Source organism: Luteitalea sp., assembly GCF_022842525.1.
Classification (GTDB): Bacteria; Acidobacteriota; Vicinamibacteria; order Vicinamibacterales; family Vicinamibacteraceae; genus Luteitalea.
In genome coordinates, this window is sequence record NZ_JALHPM010000169.1 from 1 (window position 1) to 13,736 (window position 13,736).

At 69.0% G+C, this 13,736-nt stretch carries 24 protein-coding genes; all 24 read right to left on the reverse strand.

Features of this window, described 5'->3' with window-relative positions:
• The coding region (locus Q0C41_RS24440) for a hypothetical protein (RefSeq protein ID WP_291988319.1) at positions 1-498 on the reverse strand (498 nt) is incomplete at its 3' end.
• A gap of 344 nt (positions 499-842) precedes the next feature.
• A complete protein-coding gene (locus tag Q0C41_RS24445) occupies positions 843-1,664 on the reverse strand; it encodes a hypothetical protein (protein ID WP_291988321.1) in 822 nt (273 codons plus the stop codon).
• Between the two features lie 27 nt (positions 1,665-1,691).
• A complete protein-coding gene (locus Q0C41_RS24450) occupies positions 1,692-2,183 on the reverse strand; it encodes a hypothetical protein (protein WP_291988323.1) in 492 nt (163 codons plus the stop codon).
• Between the two features lie 212 nt (positions 2,184-2,395).
• Positions 2,396-2,554, reverse strand: a complete 159-nt coding sequence (locus Q0C41_RS24455; RefSeq protein WP_291988326.1) for a hypothetical protein — start codon at positions 2,552-2,554, stop codon at positions 2,396-2,398.
• Complete coding sequence (locus Q0C41_RS24460; protein ID WP_291988328.1) at positions 2,551-2,976, reverse strand: hypothetical protein; 426 nt, start codon at positions 2,974-2,976, stop codon at positions 2,551-2,553. Before Q0C41_RS24460 ends, Q0C41_RS24455 begins: the two co-directional genes overlap by 4 nt.
• Complete coding sequence (locus tag Q0C41_RS24465; RefSeq protein WP_291988330.1) at positions 2,973-3,218, reverse strand: hypothetical protein; 246 nt, start codon at positions 3,216-3,218, stop codon at positions 2,973-2,975. Before Q0C41_RS24465 ends, Q0C41_RS24460 begins: the two co-directional genes overlap by 4 nt.
• Positions 3,219-3,235: 17 nt before the next feature.
• On the reverse strand, positions 3,236-3,652 hold the full coding sequence (locus tag Q0C41_RS24470) for a hypothetical protein (RefSeq protein WP_291988332.1): 417 nt from the start codon (positions 3,650-3,652) through the stop codon (positions 3,236-3,238).
• A gap of 115 nt (positions 3,653-3,767) precedes the next feature.
• Positions 3,768-4,013: a hypothetical protein gene (locus tag Q0C41_RS24475; protein ID WP_291988333.1), complete on the reverse strand. Its 246-nt coding sequence runs from the start codon at positions 4,011-4,013 to the stop codon at positions 3,768-3,770.
• Positions 4,010-4,330 carry a hypothetical protein gene (locus Q0C41_RS24480; RefSeq protein ID WP_291988335.1) on the reverse strand — a complete coding sequence of 107 codons (321 nt, stop codon included), beginning with the start codon at positions 4,328-4,330 and terminating at the stop codon, positions 4,010-4,012. The genes Q0C41_RS24475 and Q0C41_RS24480 overlap by 4 nt, the downstream gene beginning before the upstream one ends.
• Positions 4,327-4,608, reverse strand: a complete 282-nt coding sequence (locus Q0C41_RS24485; RefSeq protein ID WP_291988337.1) for a hypothetical protein — start codon at positions 4,606-4,608, stop codon at positions 4,327-4,329. Before Q0C41_RS24485 ends, Q0C41_RS24480 begins: the two co-directional genes overlap by 4 nt.
• A complete protein-coding gene (locus tag Q0C41_RS24490) occupies positions 4,605-4,838 on the reverse strand; it encodes a hypothetical protein (RefSeq protein WP_291988339.1) in 234 nt (77 codons plus the stop codon). The genes Q0C41_RS24485 and Q0C41_RS24490 overlap by 4 nt, the downstream gene beginning before the upstream one ends.
• A gap of 3 nt (positions 4,839-4,841) precedes the next feature.
• On the reverse strand, positions 4,842-5,072 hold the full coding sequence (locus tag Q0C41_RS24495) for a hypothetical protein (protein ID WP_291988342.1): 231 nt from the start codon (positions 5,070-5,072) through the stop codon (positions 4,842-4,844).
• 3 nt (positions 5,073-5,075) lie between these two features.
• Complete coding sequence (locus Q0C41_RS24500; protein WP_291988344.1) at positions 5,076-6,662, reverse strand: hypothetical protein; 1,587 nt, start codon at positions 6,660-6,662, stop codon at positions 5,076-5,078.
• Positions 6,663-6,666: 4 nt separating this feature from the next.
• Positions 6,667-6,855 carry a hypothetical protein gene (locus tag Q0C41_RS24505; protein WP_291988347.1) on the reverse strand — a complete coding sequence of 63 codons (189 nt, stop codon included), beginning with the start codon at positions 6,853-6,855 and terminating at the stop codon, positions 6,667-6,669.
• Positions 6,852-7,259: a hypothetical protein gene (locus tag Q0C41_RS24510; protein WP_291988348.1), complete on the reverse strand. Its 408-nt coding sequence runs from the start codon at positions 7,257-7,259 to the stop codon at positions 6,852-6,854. The genes Q0C41_RS24505 and Q0C41_RS24510 overlap by 4 nt, the downstream gene beginning before the upstream one ends.
• A gap of 277 nt (positions 7,260-7,536) precedes the next feature.
• The gene (locus tag Q0C41_RS24515; RefSeq protein WP_291988352.1) at positions 7,537-8,061 is read right to left on the reverse strand and encodes a glycosyl hydrolase 108 family protein; all 525 of its coding nucleotides are present in this window, start codon (positions 8,059-8,061) and stop codon (positions 7,537-7,539) included.
• On the reverse strand, positions 8,058-8,399 hold the full coding sequence (locus Q0C41_RS24520) for a hypothetical protein (RefSeq protein ID WP_291988354.1): 342 nt from the start codon (positions 8,397-8,399) through the stop codon (positions 8,058-8,060). Before Q0C41_RS24520 ends, Q0C41_RS24515 begins: the two co-directional genes overlap by 4 nt.
• The gene (locus Q0C41_RS24525; protein ID WP_291988356.1) at positions 8,396-8,902 is read right to left on the reverse strand and encodes a hypothetical protein; all 507 of its coding nucleotides are present in this window, start codon (positions 8,900-8,902) and stop codon (positions 8,396-8,398) included. The genes Q0C41_RS24520 and Q0C41_RS24525 overlap by 4 nt, the downstream gene beginning before the upstream one ends.
• Positions 8,899-9,222 (reverse strand): hypothetical protein, encoded by a 324-nt coding sequence (locus Q0C41_RS24530; RefSeq protein WP_291988358.1) that lies wholly within the window; start codon positions 9,220-9,222, stop codon positions 8,899-8,901. The genes Q0C41_RS24525 and Q0C41_RS24530 overlap by 4 nt, the downstream gene beginning before the upstream one ends.
• Entirely contained in the window at positions 9,219-10,289 is a 1,071-nt protein-coding gene (locus Q0C41_RS24535) for a tail fiber domain-containing protein (RefSeq protein WP_291988360.1), read from the reverse strand. Before Q0C41_RS24535 ends, Q0C41_RS24530 begins: the two co-directional genes overlap by 4 nt.
• Before the next feature lie 32 nt (positions 10,290-10,321).
• Positions 10,322-10,813 carry a hypothetical protein gene (locus Q0C41_RS24540; RefSeq protein ID WP_291988362.1) on the reverse strand — a complete coding sequence of 164 codons (492 nt, stop codon included), beginning with the start codon at positions 10,811-10,813 and terminating at the stop codon, positions 10,322-10,324.
• A gap of 3 nt (positions 10,814-10,816) precedes the next feature.
• Complete coding sequence (locus Q0C41_RS24545; protein WP_291988364.1) at positions 10,817-12,784, reverse strand: hypothetical protein; 1,968 nt, start codon at positions 12,782-12,784, stop codon at positions 10,817-10,819.
• 2 nt (positions 12,785-12,786) lie between these two features.
• Complete coding sequence (locus Q0C41_RS24550; RefSeq protein ID WP_291988366.1) at positions 12,787-13,545, reverse strand: hypothetical protein; 759 nt, start codon at positions 13,543-13,545, stop codon at positions 12,787-12,789.
• A partial coding sequence (locus Q0C41_RS24555; RefSeq protein ID WP_291988368.1) for a hypothetical protein occupies positions 13,546-13,736 on the reverse strand: 191 nt, incomplete at its 5' end.

The window sequence follows — 13,736 nt, forward strand, 5'->3', positions numbered from 1 at the left end:
CCGCCACACGCAGAAGCGGCCGGGCCGCGCCGGGTTTTCGAAGCCGACGCCGCCGGGATTCGTCGCCGTGGCCGGGGGCATCGTCTGCTCGTCGCAGGCAAACGCCGACAGCGGGATCGACTGCGGGGCCACCGCAGGCGAGGACTGCCCCTGCCGGTAGATCGTGAGCATCACGCCCGTGATCGGCGGCGCGGGCGGCTGCGCCTGGCCGGCTTCCGTCGCCTCGGACTCGTGGCGCACGGTGTCGATCGCATCGACGGCGCGCACGCGCACCGGACGCAGCACCGACGCCAGACGCCCCGAGCACGTCACGGGCGACGTCAGCCCCTCGCACTGGATGTCCTCGACCTGTTCGAACGGCCCGCCCGCGTAGCTCGCCTCGTAGCTGTAGCGGATAAGCGCGTCACTCCAGTGCGGCGCGGCCTGTGACCACGTGAGCCGCTGCGCCTCAGCGGATGACGCCAGCAGCACGAGCGACAGCGCAAGCAGCACGCTCACGGACGAGACGACGTTGGCGATCGGCCTGTTGCCGATACACCAGCTTGATCTTACTGAACACGCTGTCAGGACTCGCTGTCTCATGATGCACGCTCCGTTCGAAAGACTGACAACCCCACTCGGCCCTCGTTACGAGAAAGAACGCATCGCTCTGGTCGTTGTGGCACCGCACGGGCACGCCGGTATACGCCGCCCGCCAATGGCGACATCGCCCGCACCGCATCCACTCCGGCCATGCGCCCATGCACACTCACATCGAAACGCCGCCGGCCCTGTGCCACGCGGAGCGGCGGAATTGCCGACACCCACGTGTGATCCGAGTGCACGACGACCGGCGGCATGTCTCACCAGGCGGCATCGAACGCCGTGCCGACTTCCAGATCGGCCAACTCCAGTCCAAACGATCCGTCACTAGCGATCATGCGATTGCTGTAGTAACCGCAGCCGAATTGGTCCCACGTCGCCGCGCCCATGCTCAGCCCGGTCTGCTCTTCGTCGGGCGAGGCATAGGTGTTGTTATTGATCCACAACCTCAACGCGCCACCTGCGCCCGCCACCGCTTCCATCTGCACCGACGCCCACGAACCGATCGTGATCGTGTTGTCCCCATACCCCGCGCCGTCACGCGCCGGGCGCAGCGTGGCCACTGACGCATCACGGTTGCACAGCAACTCAAGGATCGGGCGCCCGCTCGCGCCGTCGCCCATGATGAACACCTTCATTGCGACTGTGCTCGCTGTGCCATCCGAGGAATCGAGCGTGCGCGCATTGCTGCCAGAGACCACGCGCAGCCTCAACCGCATGAAGCGAGACTGCCCGGCCGTAGGCGCGGTCCCAAGATCGACACCCCAGCCGAGGTAATACTCGCCGCCGTAGCCATCGCCCGCGTTGACCTGCGCGGGGTCATGCAGCCAGGTAAAGCGATACGCCGGGCCACCCGAGGGGCCACCTGTCGGCAGATGCGTGCGCGACATCGTCACGCCCAACTCGGCCTCGCCAGACACGCCATCGAAACCGGCCAGCGGCACCGCAGATGAGAAGTCGGCGGCGAAGATCACGCCGCCGGACGAAGGCGGCGTGTACGGAACGATGAAGTGCCCTCGCTCATCGTCGTGCAGGGATCTCCACGCGCGAGCGCATCGCTCACGCCATACGCGCCCGCGCATGGAGAGACCCTGCCGACGCATGACCGCTTACACCGTTTCGAGGACGATGTTCGACGAGATGGCGCCGGGCGTGCCGCCGCTGAACGCGTTCAGCGACAGCTCACCGAGCGATGCTGTGTTGCCGATGCTGGCGATACGCTGGTCCGGGCCGGGGAACCAGTGCAGCAGGCCGCCGTAGGCGTTGATTCCCAGGTTGGCCAGCATCCCGAGGGTGGCCGAGCGCTGCGGCTTCGTGGTGCTGGCCGCGTAGCTGACCGGGGGGTTGGCGATGAGCACCGAGCTGCCGTCGTTGGCCGCGAGGCGCAGCGCCGTCAGCGTGGCGCCGACCGTCGAGGTGCGACCGAGCACCAGGATCGTCGGGGCCGAGGCGCCGGCCTGGCCGGCGATCTCGACCTTACGCAATTCGCAGCGCTGGCTGGACGTGCCGCCCTGGATGGTGTGATGGCCGCCGTCGGTCATGGCCGTCGTGTCGGCCACGGGCACGGGGGTCCACGTCGGAATGAGAGCAGAAATGATCATGGTACGCTGGCTCCTTTGCCTGTCAGGTGAATCGGGTTGGCAAAGGAGCGGCGATGGCCGGCGGAGAGCCGGCGGGCGCCACAGCGGACCCGGGGTGCCACTAGTTTACGACGACTTGGGCGCGTCCTGCGCCTTCAGCCACTTTTCCGTCTCCGTGCACATGCCCCGCACGAGGCGGAGCATGGCTTCGATCCACAACCGCGTGACGGGACTCACGCGACACCTCCCACGGGGGCGAGCTTTGTCGCGGTCACGGCGACCGAACCGTCCGCCCGCAACATGCGCTCGACGACCGCCCCATCGGCCCGCGTCTCACGCTCGAACCGATACCCCAGCGACGCCGCGATCGCCTTCATTTCCTCGAGGGTCACGCCGCACCTCCGGGCACCACGATGCGCGGGGCGTCGGTGTACGCCAGCCGCGTCGGGTCGTTGAGCACGTCGAGCTCAGGGTGGTCGATCTGCCCGGCGTGTTTCACCAGCAGCTCGCCCGCGCGGTCGAGCACCGCTTCGAACGGGACGCAGGCGCCACCGGCCGCGACCCGCGCCGTCTCGCACCGATCGCAGATGTAGGCGTGGCACTTCGGGCAGACGGCCCGATCGCGGACCCGCGCCGGGTTCAGCAGCACCGTCGCCTGGCAGTGACTGCACGAGAGCATGTCGCGCTCGAACACCGTGCCGCCGGGGATAGCCACCTGGCCGGGCACATGGGCGACATCGGCCGCGCTCAGGCCCGGACTGTTCGTGTGGTCCACGATGACGTAGCCGGCTCCAGCATCCAGTCGGCGTTTCATGATTCGGCCTCGCTCAGCAGCAGCGTCACGTTGGGCGGCGTCGGCGCCGCGGGCACCGGCACGCGCGGCGCATCGGGCGCGTCCGGGTCGTAGTCATCCCCTGGCACCAGCGGGTTGAACGTCACCAGCGTCAGGTATTGCCCGCCGCAAGCCGGGCAGTGCGTGCCGTTGAACGCCTGCAGGGCGCTCTCCGGCTTGCAGAACTGGCGCTGGCACTCAGGGCAGTAGTAGCGAGATTGCATGGTCAGACTCCTCGGCGTCAGGGGTGCCGTTCGAGCGCCACCACGGGGTAGCGGGCGCGATGCGTGAGCAGGCCCGACCCGCCGCCCGATCGCGTGTACGTGAACTTCAGCGTAAGGCGGTGGTCCTCGCTGGAGACATCCGCCGAGCTGACGATGGCGGCATCGGCGCTCGTCAGGTACCAGTAGAAGACCGCGCGCGGCACACCCGCGATCGTCTCGGTGACCACGCTGCCGCCGTTGGCGCCGAGCAGCGACACGTTCGCCCGGCTGTTGATGGTGACGCCGCTCTCGTCGTCGTCGAGCCAGCCGCGGACGTCCGTGATGGCCGCGGCGACGATGACCGCGCTGTCTTCGTCCTCCATCTCGCACCGGTAGCGATGCGACGAGCCTTCGTAGATCGTGTCGAGGAGGGCCGTTGGAATGGTGGCAGACATGCTCAATCTCTCCGTTCAGCTCCACGCGCGCGACGGGGCCCGGTCCCAGATTTCCACCCCGCCGCCGGAATGGCCCCCAGACTCTGGCGCCGAATCACCGCCGCGCGCATGAAGGTCACAGCACGAGCCCCACGGTGAACGTGAGGTCTCGCGCCTTGCCGTCTGTCACTGCCGCACTGAGCGACGCGCTGATGTCCCAGCCGCGCGCCGTGTGCCAGGCCGTCCCGAGCGCGACCTGGTCATTGGTCCAGACCACGACGACGGTGCCCTTGCGGCCGGTGGGCACCGCCTTGATCTGGCGCTCCATTTCCTCGAGACCCGTCCGCAGCAGGGCACCGGCCTCGGTACGGCGCTCGTTCATGACCCCACCCGTTCGCTGGTGCCGTCCCACACGAACTCGGCCACCGGAAGATGCCGGCCGCAACCGCAGCAGAACGTGGCACCGTAGAACTGCGGGTCGCGGGCGTAGGTCTCGGCGATGGCGCGGCCCATCGTTGTCAGCGCGCCACAGCCGCGCCGGCTGGCGCCCTCAGCCCCGACGTGGACGTAGGACTGGCGCACCGGCCGGACGAAGCCCTTGGCGCGTTCCTCGTCGGACAGCACGAGATATGCCTGGTTCTGGCCGTCGCCGCGGTCGACGTTGATGCCGGGATGATTCCGGCCGGTGGTGATGCTCATGCGGGAAGTCCGCCTTCCTGCCGCGCGAGACGCGCCGCCTCAGCGTCGTCGACCATGTGGAGCACGATGCCCAGGCCGTCGACGAACCGAATGGTGATGTTGTGGGCCGGCGCCTGCGCGAGGTCAGCGATCTCCGACTCGGTGATGACCACGTCGGCACCCGTCGTGTCGTCCGGGCCGTCGGCCGCCCTCACGCGGCGCACGAGCAGCGCCGCGACCTTGTGCCACAGGTCGCGCGCGGCCGCCGTCACAGGGTGGTTCGGGTTGAGCTCGTTCACGGCTGCTTCCCCGCCTTCGCGGCTTCGACCGTCTCCGGGTGCAGCTTCGCGTTGGGCGTCGTCGTGGCATCGCCGAAGATGCCGAACAGCGCTTCCGTGAAGAGCATCGTGGACGACATCTGCTCGACGCTCAGGTGGAGGCCGTAGGCCATGGCCAGATTGAGCCCCGCGCGCACCGCGAACAGCGTGGCGGCCGGACGACGCGTGAAGACGTGCACGAGGGCGCCCATGGCCTACAGCACCCCGAGGACGACGTCGGCCATCTGGCCGTAGAAGCCCTTCGCCTTGATGGCCACCTGCACCTTCGCCGCGGTCTTCGCGCTGGCGATCGTCAGGATGTGCGTGGCGTCGTCGGGGGCCGGCGCGTCGGCCGGCAGATACGTGACGTAGTCGACGTACTGGTCGAGCCCACGGCGCGAGAGCTGGGCGTTGATGGCGTCCTGGATGTTCGGCAGCTTGATCATGGGTCAGTCCTTTCGATACACGCCCGCGGCGAAGGCGCCGGCGGACTCGTGCGCCAGCCGCGTGGCTGGCGCGGTGAGATTGGCGCGGTAGTCCCAGCCGTCAGGCTCCGGGAAGGCCACGCAGTAGGGGCCGCAGCCGAACACGCGCCACGGGCCGCGGCCGTCGGCCACATGCCGCTCGACGATGTCCTCGTCGTCCTTTGGCGGCCACACCTGCCGCCAGTAGCTCTGCGCCCAGTGCCCGCGCCACTTCCCGTCCGTGAGCATCGGGAAGGCGTTCAGCGCCGCCATGTAGGACGAGATGCAGGCGTCGGTCTCGGCGGCCGGCAGCGTCGTCCAGAGTCCGCCGTCGTAGTGGAAACAGGTGCTGTACTGCCGGGCCCGGCTGACGGCCCCGTAGGCGAACGCCACCGAGGGCGACGGTTCGACGTCGCCGGTACGGCCGTCCGCGCGGCGCTCCCCGAAGTTCACCGGCTCGCCCGAGATGAACGGCATCTTCTTGCCGACGTGCTCCTGGTCGATGAGGGCGTACTCGCCGCTCCTCTTGACCCACTCGAAGCCGCGCACGGCCATGCGCCGCTCGATGTGCCCGTCGCAGTAGTCGAAGGGCGACACGGCGAACCGCGTGTCCTGGTCGTTCGCGCCGTCCACCGCGCCGCCGCCGAGGAGCATGTCCGGAGCCACCGCCTTGACCTTGCGGCCCAGGGCGATGAGCTCGTCGAAGCTCTCTCGCATCCCGATCTGTCCGGGCTCGTTGGCGAGCTCGCCGATGACGTGCGCGTGCCGCCCGATCCGCTGCGCCGCCTCCACCGTGAAGGCTTCCCCACGGGCGCGCACGTCGCCGTGCCACACGTCACGCCGGTCCGGGTGCCAGACACCGCCGAACGGCTCGACCGCACCGAGGAACACCGCTCGCAGGTAGAGGCCCGCGGCGCCGGTCAGCTCCACCAGCCGGTCGAGCGCCTGCCAGTAGCCGGGCATGTCCGGCGCGCACCGGAACGAGCGCCCGCCGAGGGGGCTGCGCGTCCAGTAGTCGCCATCGAGCGTCAGGATGACGCGCACGACGGTGAAGCCCCGGGCCCGCATGCCGGCCAGGTAGTCACGCACGTGCTGGTCCTCGCCGGCGAGCAGCCGAGACAGCAGCGAGAACGCCGACACCTCGCGCCAGTCGAACCGGCCCGCCTCGTTGGCGAACCAGCGGCGGTTGTCCTCGACGCGCAGGCGCGTCAGCGTGAAGGGGCCCACCGGTGGCGGCTCTGGCTCCGCCGGCGTGTCGAGCACGACCTGCCACGTCGGCACGTCCACGGTCGCCACGACTCGGATGCCGGCGGTGTCGAAGCGCAGCCGGCCGCCCGGCACGGCGACATCGCCCGACCGCCAGATCGGCGCGCCGGCGGCATCGTAGACCACGAGAAACCCGTCCGCCTGCATCTCGACGTGGCCAGGCGCGCGGCCGTGCGTGCCGGTCGCCCACCGCGGCCGGCCCTGCCCGTCGTGCAGCACGAGGTTGCCGTCGCCTTGGTAGGCGAGGGTCATCCCGTTCGCGCGAATCTCCTGCCCCGCTGCGAGGCGCTGTCCTGGGGTCATCATCGGGCTACTCCACCGCGAGCGTGACGCGCGCCGTCGCCGTCCATGCCCGCACCACCAACTCCAACCGCCGCCCCCGTCGATACGGCAGGCGCAGCGGCATCCGGTATTCCACGACCTCGTGCGGCGTGCCCGTCCCCAGCTCGCGGATCTCGCCGGGCGCCTCGGGCCAGCCGTCCTCGTCCACGCGCTTCACGCACGCGCCACCTCGGCGCCACCAGGGCGCGACAGGAAGAACGACAGCGCACGGTTCTCCCACCCTTCTTCGAACTGTTCGGCTATAATTTGAAGATGACGTGCGAAAGAACCGGTTGCGAACAGCCGTTGAAGCGCGGGAATCGATTCTGTTCGAGGGCCTGTAGTCGGCAGCATGCAGTCCGCGCGCGGGCCACCGCGCTCATTGACGAGAGGTTTGGCAGGCTGCTGGTTGTCGAGGAGGCGCTGGCCCTGAAGACCGACAAGCATCGCTTCTGGCGCTGCATTTGCGAGTGCGGCACTTTCGGCGTGTTCAACCAGCAGAAGCTGACTACTGGTAAGACGAGGTCTTGTGGTTGCCTCTCCATTGACGTCGTGCGCGCCCGGAGAACCAGGCATGGCCACAGCCGGATCGGCCGAGTAACCACCGAGTACCACATCTGGCAAGGCATGCGCTCGCGATGCTATGACCCTAAAAGCGCCTCCTATCGGTACTACGGGGGCCGAGGGATACGCGTGTGCGATCGATGGCTCCATTCGTTCGACAACTTCCTGGCTGACGTTGGGCTCAGACCCTCTAGCAAACTCACGCTGGACAGAAAGGACCCAGACGGTGACTACGAGCCGGATAACGTACGCTGGGCGACATGGCGTCAGCAGCGCCTCAACCAACGGCCTCGCGCTACACATGCGACGGCTCCAGGAATGAGAGAGCGCGCGTGATCCACCCCTCGATGAATGCGGCCTGCGATGGATCCAACTTAACGATCCGTGCAAGACGGCACGCTCTCGCCTTGACGTACTCGACGTGCAGTGCGCGCTGGTTCGACTGAGACAGCGCCGCCTGCGTCACGGCCCCGAACACGCCGTCGCGTTCAACGCCAAGCAATGCTTGTAGAGTCTTTACGGCTGTGGTGGGACCAGACATCACTCCGTCATCTACGATCTGGTGCCGCAAGGGCGAGAACGCAAAGCGCTCCACGAGAAAGCCCGGCCCAGTCACGTAGCGGACGCGGTAGATGTCCGCCGCCTCCGCCGACGTGAGCGCGCGCACCTCCGCCCGCGTGGCGGGGCGACCGAACTTCCGCCACTGCCCCAGCGTGGCCGCGGTAATGCCGTACTTCGTCGGGCCACCCTTGTCGTTGGCCTTGTCGACGTAGCCGCCCTCGCGGTCGATGATGCCGGCGATGATCTCGGTGTCCGTCACGGCGCCACCTTTCCGGCCGCGACGAGCGCCGGCAGCCACTTCACTGCCGCCAGGACGAAGCCGATCGCGCCGACCGCCACCCAGAGATCGCGGCGGGTAATGGGCGTGTCTTCGTCCTTTGACGCCTTCTCGTCGACGTCCTCGTGGAACACCTCACGTTCGAGGTTCTTGAGCTTCACGCCGTGCTCGGCAGTCACCCGCTCCAGCCCGTTCACGCGGCCGTTCGTCTTCCGCGCCTCCGTCAGCGTCTCGCGCGAGGTCGCCTGCACGTCGGCGATCTGCTTCGACAGCGCCTCGATGGCGCGGGTAAACTCTCCGACCTGCACCGTCTCGCTCATCGCCCAGCTCCGAGGTCGAACGCGACGCGCAGCTTGGCGCCGTACACCGTCGGCGAGCCTCGCATCTCCAACACGAAAATCGTCTCGCCGGCGGGCTGCTCCGCCCACCAGGCCGGATCGAGGTAGTAGCCCACCGTGCGCGGGGCATCGAGGAGCGTCGGCGCCGTGCCGACCCACGCTTCGCTGACGGTCGTCCAGTCGCCATCCGCCAGCACGTAGCGGAACGCGCGCAACCGCACGGCATCCTCGACGTGATGGGCGGTGACCGTCGCCATGAACTGCACCCACGCCACCGGGCGCGTGGGAAACACCACCCCGGCCGTGGAGGCGGAAAACGCCGAGCAGCCCGCCGCAAAGTCCACGGACGCCGGACAGCGCACGGCCTTGGCGCCGTCAGGCTGCTGCGCGATGAGCGCGTACTCGTACAGGTCGAACGGCGCCCCGGCCACAGGCGCCACCAGCGCCAGCGCCAGACACGCGAGGAGAGACAGTCGTGTTGTCACTTCGGCTCCTGCGGGGGGATGAAGCGCTGCTCGATCCAGTCGAAGACATGCCCCTCGGGCGGGTGTAGTTCGTCGCGCAGCAGCTGCTCGAGCGCCAGCCGCTCAGCGGTCAGGCGCTCAGAGTCCAGCGCCGCCTGCACCTGGGCCAACTGCGCCCGAAGCTGCGCGTTCTCGACGCGCAGCCGATGCGCCTCAACCTTGGCCGCGGTCAGCGGCGACACGGGCGCCTGCGCCAAGGCCTCCGCGGCGACGAGCAGGCACGCGCCGACGAGCAGCCCCACGAGGATCGCCAGCGCCCCACGGCGAAGACGGCGAGTCATCGACGTCGCTCCAGGCGCTGCACGCGCGCGGCCAGATCCCGAAGGGCGACGAGAAGATAGGCCGGCACGCGGTCGTATTGCACGTAGTCGGGCCGCCCCTCGGCGTCGTAGGTAACGAGCTCAGGAAAGAGCTTGGCCACATCCTCGGCGATGAAGCCCGGATAGTCCGGCCCGTCTAGCTTCCGCGCGTCCTTGTAGAGCACGGGCGCCAGCTGCAGCACGTCGCGGACGCGCACGTCGAGCGCGTGGATGTCCGCCTTGTAGCGGCGGCTCGACGTAGACCGCAGGATCTCGTCGGTCGTCGAGTCATAGAACATGTTGGCCGCTGACGCCGTCGTGCCAAGCACGGTCGCCTGAAGGCCGCTGTTCGTCGTCAAGACGAGCTCGTTGTTCGCGTCATCCATCTCGACGCCGGTCTCGTCGGCTCCGGCGTCCTGAAATCGGAGTTTGCTGCGGCTCCCGGAGGGCGATACCAGCAACAGCTGCCCACGGTCATCAAACACGAACCGCGCAGCAAAGGCGCCGCTCACGACCGGGCCCATGTTGAAGGTGTAGCCGGAGCCGTCGCCATAGATCAGCTGTCCACGCGCCGTGGCCGCTTGGCCGCCAAGTGCGAACCCGGTCGGCACGGTAGCGCCGCTGGTCACATACGCGGCGGCGATCTCTAGGCCGGCATCTGGGCTGGTTGTGCCGATGCCGACACGCCCATCAGCCGTGATTCGCATGCGCTCGGTCATCCCGGTCATGTTCGACACGGAGCCGGCACCAGCATTGGTGTAGAACGCCAACTCTCCGTTGAAGTTGGAGGCGCTATTCGTGCGAACCCCGGCGATGGCGCCCACGACGGTTTCGTTGTTGGCATCCCGGAAGGCGATCGCCACGCCACGCGCCGTGGAGGTCGGGGCGGCGCCCGTGCGTGCGAACACGGCCACGATGGGCGTGTTCCCCACGCCGGTGTCCGCCCGCGTCACCGTGAGGGATTCGTCGGTCGATGCGGAGATGGTGACCTTCGAGAAGCGAGCCACGTTCGCGGTCTGGGCGGCGACGCCGTGGACGCTGGCCAGCACGAGTAGGGTGACGAAGACGAGTGCGCGGGTCATCAGCTGTTCTTTCCGACGAGCTTGCAGAAGCCCGCCACGCCGGAGCCGGACGTGCCGGAACGCAGGCGGAAGTAGTAGCGGCGCACGCCGCTGTTGATGGTGAACACCGAGGTCTTGCCCGGCTTCGTGAGCGGGTGCGCCACGTCGACGCTGATGGTCAGCTCCGATCCGGCCACCGTCGCACCAGTCGTGGCGTCCCACAGGTCGAACACCGCATTGACGGTGCTGCTCACGTCGTCCGCGCGGATGGCATCGGCCTCGAGGTAGACGCTGGAGTAGGTGGCCAGCGCGCCGTCGATCTCGAAGCCCGGCGACTGCGGCAGCCGCACGAACGTGCTCACGGTCACGTACTCCGAGAACGATCCGCCCAGCAGCAGCGGGGCCCCGGCCACCACGGGCAAGCCGCAGATCCGGTCGTTGTTGCGCCACGCGATCCCCTGATCGGCGAGGGTCGAGCCCCCGACAGCGGGCGCGGTCTGATCAAGCGGCATCGGTTATCCCCACTTCGAACGGCCCACGTAGGTGCCGCCGCTCCCCGGATCGCCGTTGGCGTCCGTCCAATATCCAGACGCCTCACGCTGCGCGGCGCTCGATGAGGCCCAATTCGGGTAGGCCGTGGCCTGCCAGACGCCGAGGTTCCGGGCCAGACCGGTCGCCTCCACGTCGAAGAGCCCCGCCCGCACGCCGAGCATCGGCGCGTAGAGGCGTTCCAGGCGCACGAACTGGAACACCCGGTTGGTGTAGGCCCCGCCGGTGGCCGGCGCTGGGCTGTAGGTGACGAGCACGGGGTCGTGCAGCTCCGACAGCAGCTGCGACGCGCCCATCTCGGCGACGTCGGCTTCCATGACCGCCGTGCCGAAGAGGAGCTGGTAGCGCTGCGCCAGCGCCTCGGCGTTGGCGGGGTTGCGGAGGAAGGTGTAGACCTCCAGCGCGTCGTCGGTCTGGTTCAGGTACTGCTTCGCCGCATCGGCGTGGGTCGCGATCTGCCACGTGCCCTGGGCTACCGACTGGGCGTAGTAGACGTACGTCCGGCCGACCACCAGCCGCTCGTCGCGGTGATGGAAGCTCACCCCGGCGCACTGCTCCTTGCGGAGGACGGCGACCGCCGATACATCCTTTGGCGGCGCCCAGAGGCGCGCCACCCACAGCCCGGACCGGTTGACGGTGACGGTGCCGTGCACCGACCGCTCGAGTGAGGGCTGCCCCGGCTCCGACGTCGAGATCACGGACGACAGGGACCGACCGCTCAGCAGCCAGACGGACAGCTCGGCCGGATGCGCGGCCGCGGCATCCGTGAAGGAGGCGGTGTCGATGTCGGCCGCCGGCACGCCGGCAATCGACTGCAGCAGGTCGAGCGCGATGTCGCCGAAGGTCGTGAGCCCCGGCTTCCCCGTGAGCTCGACGTCGATCTCGTGGGTCGCAGCCGTGGCCTCGGCGCTCAGGAGCGTCAACGTGCACGCGGTGAGGTTGGCGGACCAGTGCACGCCCTCGAAGAGCCCCACGCGCGGCCCGCCGGACTTCGGCACGGCCTCCACGCGGTGCACCGCCGACAGCGTCTGGAAGGCGGCATCGGCCAAGAGGTACGTGCCGTACCCGCTGGTATCCACGAGCGGCGGACGAATCACCCCACGCCCGTAGCCGATGGGCTTCCGCGTGCCGGACACGCCGTCGCCCAGGTTCGGATACTCGCTCGCGAAGATCGGCGTGGGCTGCGCCGGCTGCGACAGCGGCCCAGCCGAGATCGGGCGCACCTTGAAGGTCACCGACGTGTCATCGGTCGCCTCGACGCGGTAGATGGCCAGCGTGCCGATCGCGCCGAACTGCGACAGCAGCAGCGTCCCGCCCGCGTAGCTCCCGCCCACGGCGAAGCGGATCCGCGTGTTCTCCCAGGTGTAGCCGGAGTCCACGGCGATCAGCGTGTGCAGGAAGCCCCCGACCGAGGCGATCGTCAGGTCACCTTCGGGGAAGAGCTTCCGGCCCTGCAGCACGTCTTCGGCCTCCTGCAGGATGCTGCTGAGGTCGGAGACCAGCCAGGGGAAGTAGTAGCGGCCTGTGGCCGGGTTTCCGTCCGTGTCGTTCAGCAGGATCCCCGTCGTCGACAGCGTCAGCTCCCGCTCGACGGCGATCATCGTGTACGTGTCGGGGTCGCCGCCGCCGGTGGTCCGCAGGTAGAGCAGGCCCGCGGCCTCGTCGTGGTACCACGACCCCGCATTGCTGTTGACGTTCGCCAGCGACGTCTGCGCCGTGAGCACGGTGGCGTTCTCGATGACGCGCGTCACCTTGGCGTACACCCCGCCGGCAATCTGCGCAGCGCCCAGGCGCGGCGCCAGCGTGGACTGGTAGGCGTTCGGGGCGCCGCCGCCCACGGCCGTCCACGTCGTCTGCTGCCCGCGCAGGGTCAGCCAGGCGACGATCGTCTCCTGCCGGGTCATGGCGGCGAGGAACTCGCTCAGGCTCGCCATGGCTAGCGCAGCTCCTCCCAGGGCAGGTCCAGCGCCACACGCTGCCGCGCGAGGCTCGGACGCGACGCCAGCGGCCCGGTCAGGCGCGCCAGCCAGGTCGTCCAGGTCACCGCGGTCGAGAGCACGAAGACCAGCTCGGTCGAGATGCCGACCGTGTCGTAGAGCGCGCGGAAGAGATCCCAGTCGGCGAACTTCGACCCGTCCCACGACCAGCGGCCCGTGTAGTACTTGTCGAACGTCGCGAACTGCTTCTGCCGGTTGACCGACTGGCGCGACAGCGACGGATCTTCCCGATCGAGCGGCCAGCCGGGCAGCACGTTCAGCGTCGGCTCGATGTAGCCGCCCACGAAGGCAAAGCCCAGCTCGGCGTAGTCCGAGGCGGCCGAGGGGTTCGTGAACTCCCACTGGACGTGGCGGGCGGACACGCTGTTGAAGAAGCCGGCGACGGCCTGCGTCGTCGTGTCCTGCGTGCCCAGGGTCACCTGGGTCGTCGCCGCGCCGGGCGATCCGCCCGTGCCGCGCGTGTTGAAGCGCAGCACGCCGGTGCCGACCAGCTTGACGTTGGCCGCCGCGCACATCGTGAGGGTCTGCGCGCTGCCGAAGTCGCAGTCGAGCGTCGCGGCGCCGGTGGCCGCGTTCGAGCGCCACACGTAGCGACGGTCTGGCACCTGTGTGGCGGTCGCGGGGAGCCCCGTGGCGGCCGACGAGGCCGTCAGGGTGCCCGTCTTCCAACGGTTGACGTAGCCGATGCGGAGGGCCATCTAGGCGGCCCTCCCGGTCGTGTTGCGGGTCGGCAGGGCAAAGCGTCCCTCCCGCATGCCCTGCTGCACCATCTTCTGCATCTGGCGCGGGTCGGTGACCTGCCGCACGCTGCCGGACACCGGGTCGATCGCCACGAACAGATCCGCGAAGGCCTCGACGTTCACCGACGATCCGCCGGCCGGGGCCGCCG

Excerpts from the sequence above, each read along its gene's own strand:
- Q0C41_RS24445 (WP_291988321.1), bottom strand. The coding sequence starts at position 1,664 with ATGCGCGGGCGCGTATGGCGTGAGCGATGCGCTCGCGCGTGGAGATCC.
- Q0C41_RS24450 (WP_291988323.1), bottom strand. The coding sequence starts at position 2,183 with ATGATCATTTCTGCTCTCATTCCGACGTGGACCCCCGTGCCCGTGGCC.
- Q0C41_RS24460 (WP_291988328.1), bottom strand. The coding sequence starts at position 2,976 with ATGAAACGCCGACTGGATGCTGGAGCCGGCTACGTCATCGTGGACCAC.
- Q0C41_RS24465 (WP_291988330.1), bottom strand. The coding sequence starts at position 3,218 with ATGCAATCTCGCTACTACTGCCCTGAGTGCCAGCGCCAGTTCTGCAAG.
- Q0C41_RS24470 (WP_291988332.1), bottom strand. The coding sequence starts at position 3,652 with ATGTCTGCCACCATTCCAACGGCCCTCCTCGACACGATCTACGAAGGC.
- Q0C41_RS24475 (WP_291988333.1), bottom strand. The coding sequence starts at position 4,013 with ATGAACGAGCGCCGTACCGAGGCCGGTGCCCTGCTGCGGACGGGTCTC.
- Q0C41_RS24480 (WP_291988335.1), bottom strand. The coding sequence starts at position 4,330 with ATGAGCATCACCACCGGCCGGAATCATCCCGGCATCAACGTCGACCGC.
- Q0C41_RS24490 (WP_291988339.1), bottom strand. The coding sequence starts at position 4,838 with ATGGGCGCCCTCGTGCACGTCTTCACGCGTCGTCCGGCCGCCACGCTG.
- Q0C41_RS24495 (WP_291988342.1), bottom strand. The coding sequence starts at position 5,072 with ATGATCAAGCTGCCGAACATCCAGGACGCCATCAACGCCCAGCTCTCG.
- Q0C41_RS24500 (WP_291988344.1), bottom strand. The coding sequence starts at position 6,662 with ATGATGACCCCAGGACAGCGCCTCGCAGCGGGGCAGGAGATTCGCGCG.
- Q0C41_RS24520 (WP_291988354.1), bottom strand. The coding sequence starts at position 8,399 with ATGAGCGAGACGGTGCAGGTCGGAGAGTTTACCCGCGCCATCGAGGCG.
- Q0C41_RS24530 (WP_291988358.1), bottom strand. The coding sequence starts at position 9,222 with ATGACTCGCCGTCTTCGCCGTGGGGCGCTGGCGATCCTCGTGGGGCTG.
- Q0C41_RS24540 (WP_291988362.1), bottom strand. The coding sequence starts at position 10,813 with ATGCCGCTTGATCAGACCGCGCCCGCTGTCGGGGGCTCGACCCTCGCC.
- Q0C41_RS24545 (WP_291988364.1), bottom strand. The coding sequence starts at position 12,784 with ATGGCGAGCCTGAGCGAGTTCCTCGCCGCCATGACCCGGCAGGAGACG.
- Q0C41_RS24550 (WP_291988366.1), bottom strand. The coding sequence starts at position 13,545 with ATGGCCCTCCGCATCGGCTACGTCAACCGTTGGAAGACGGGCACCCTG.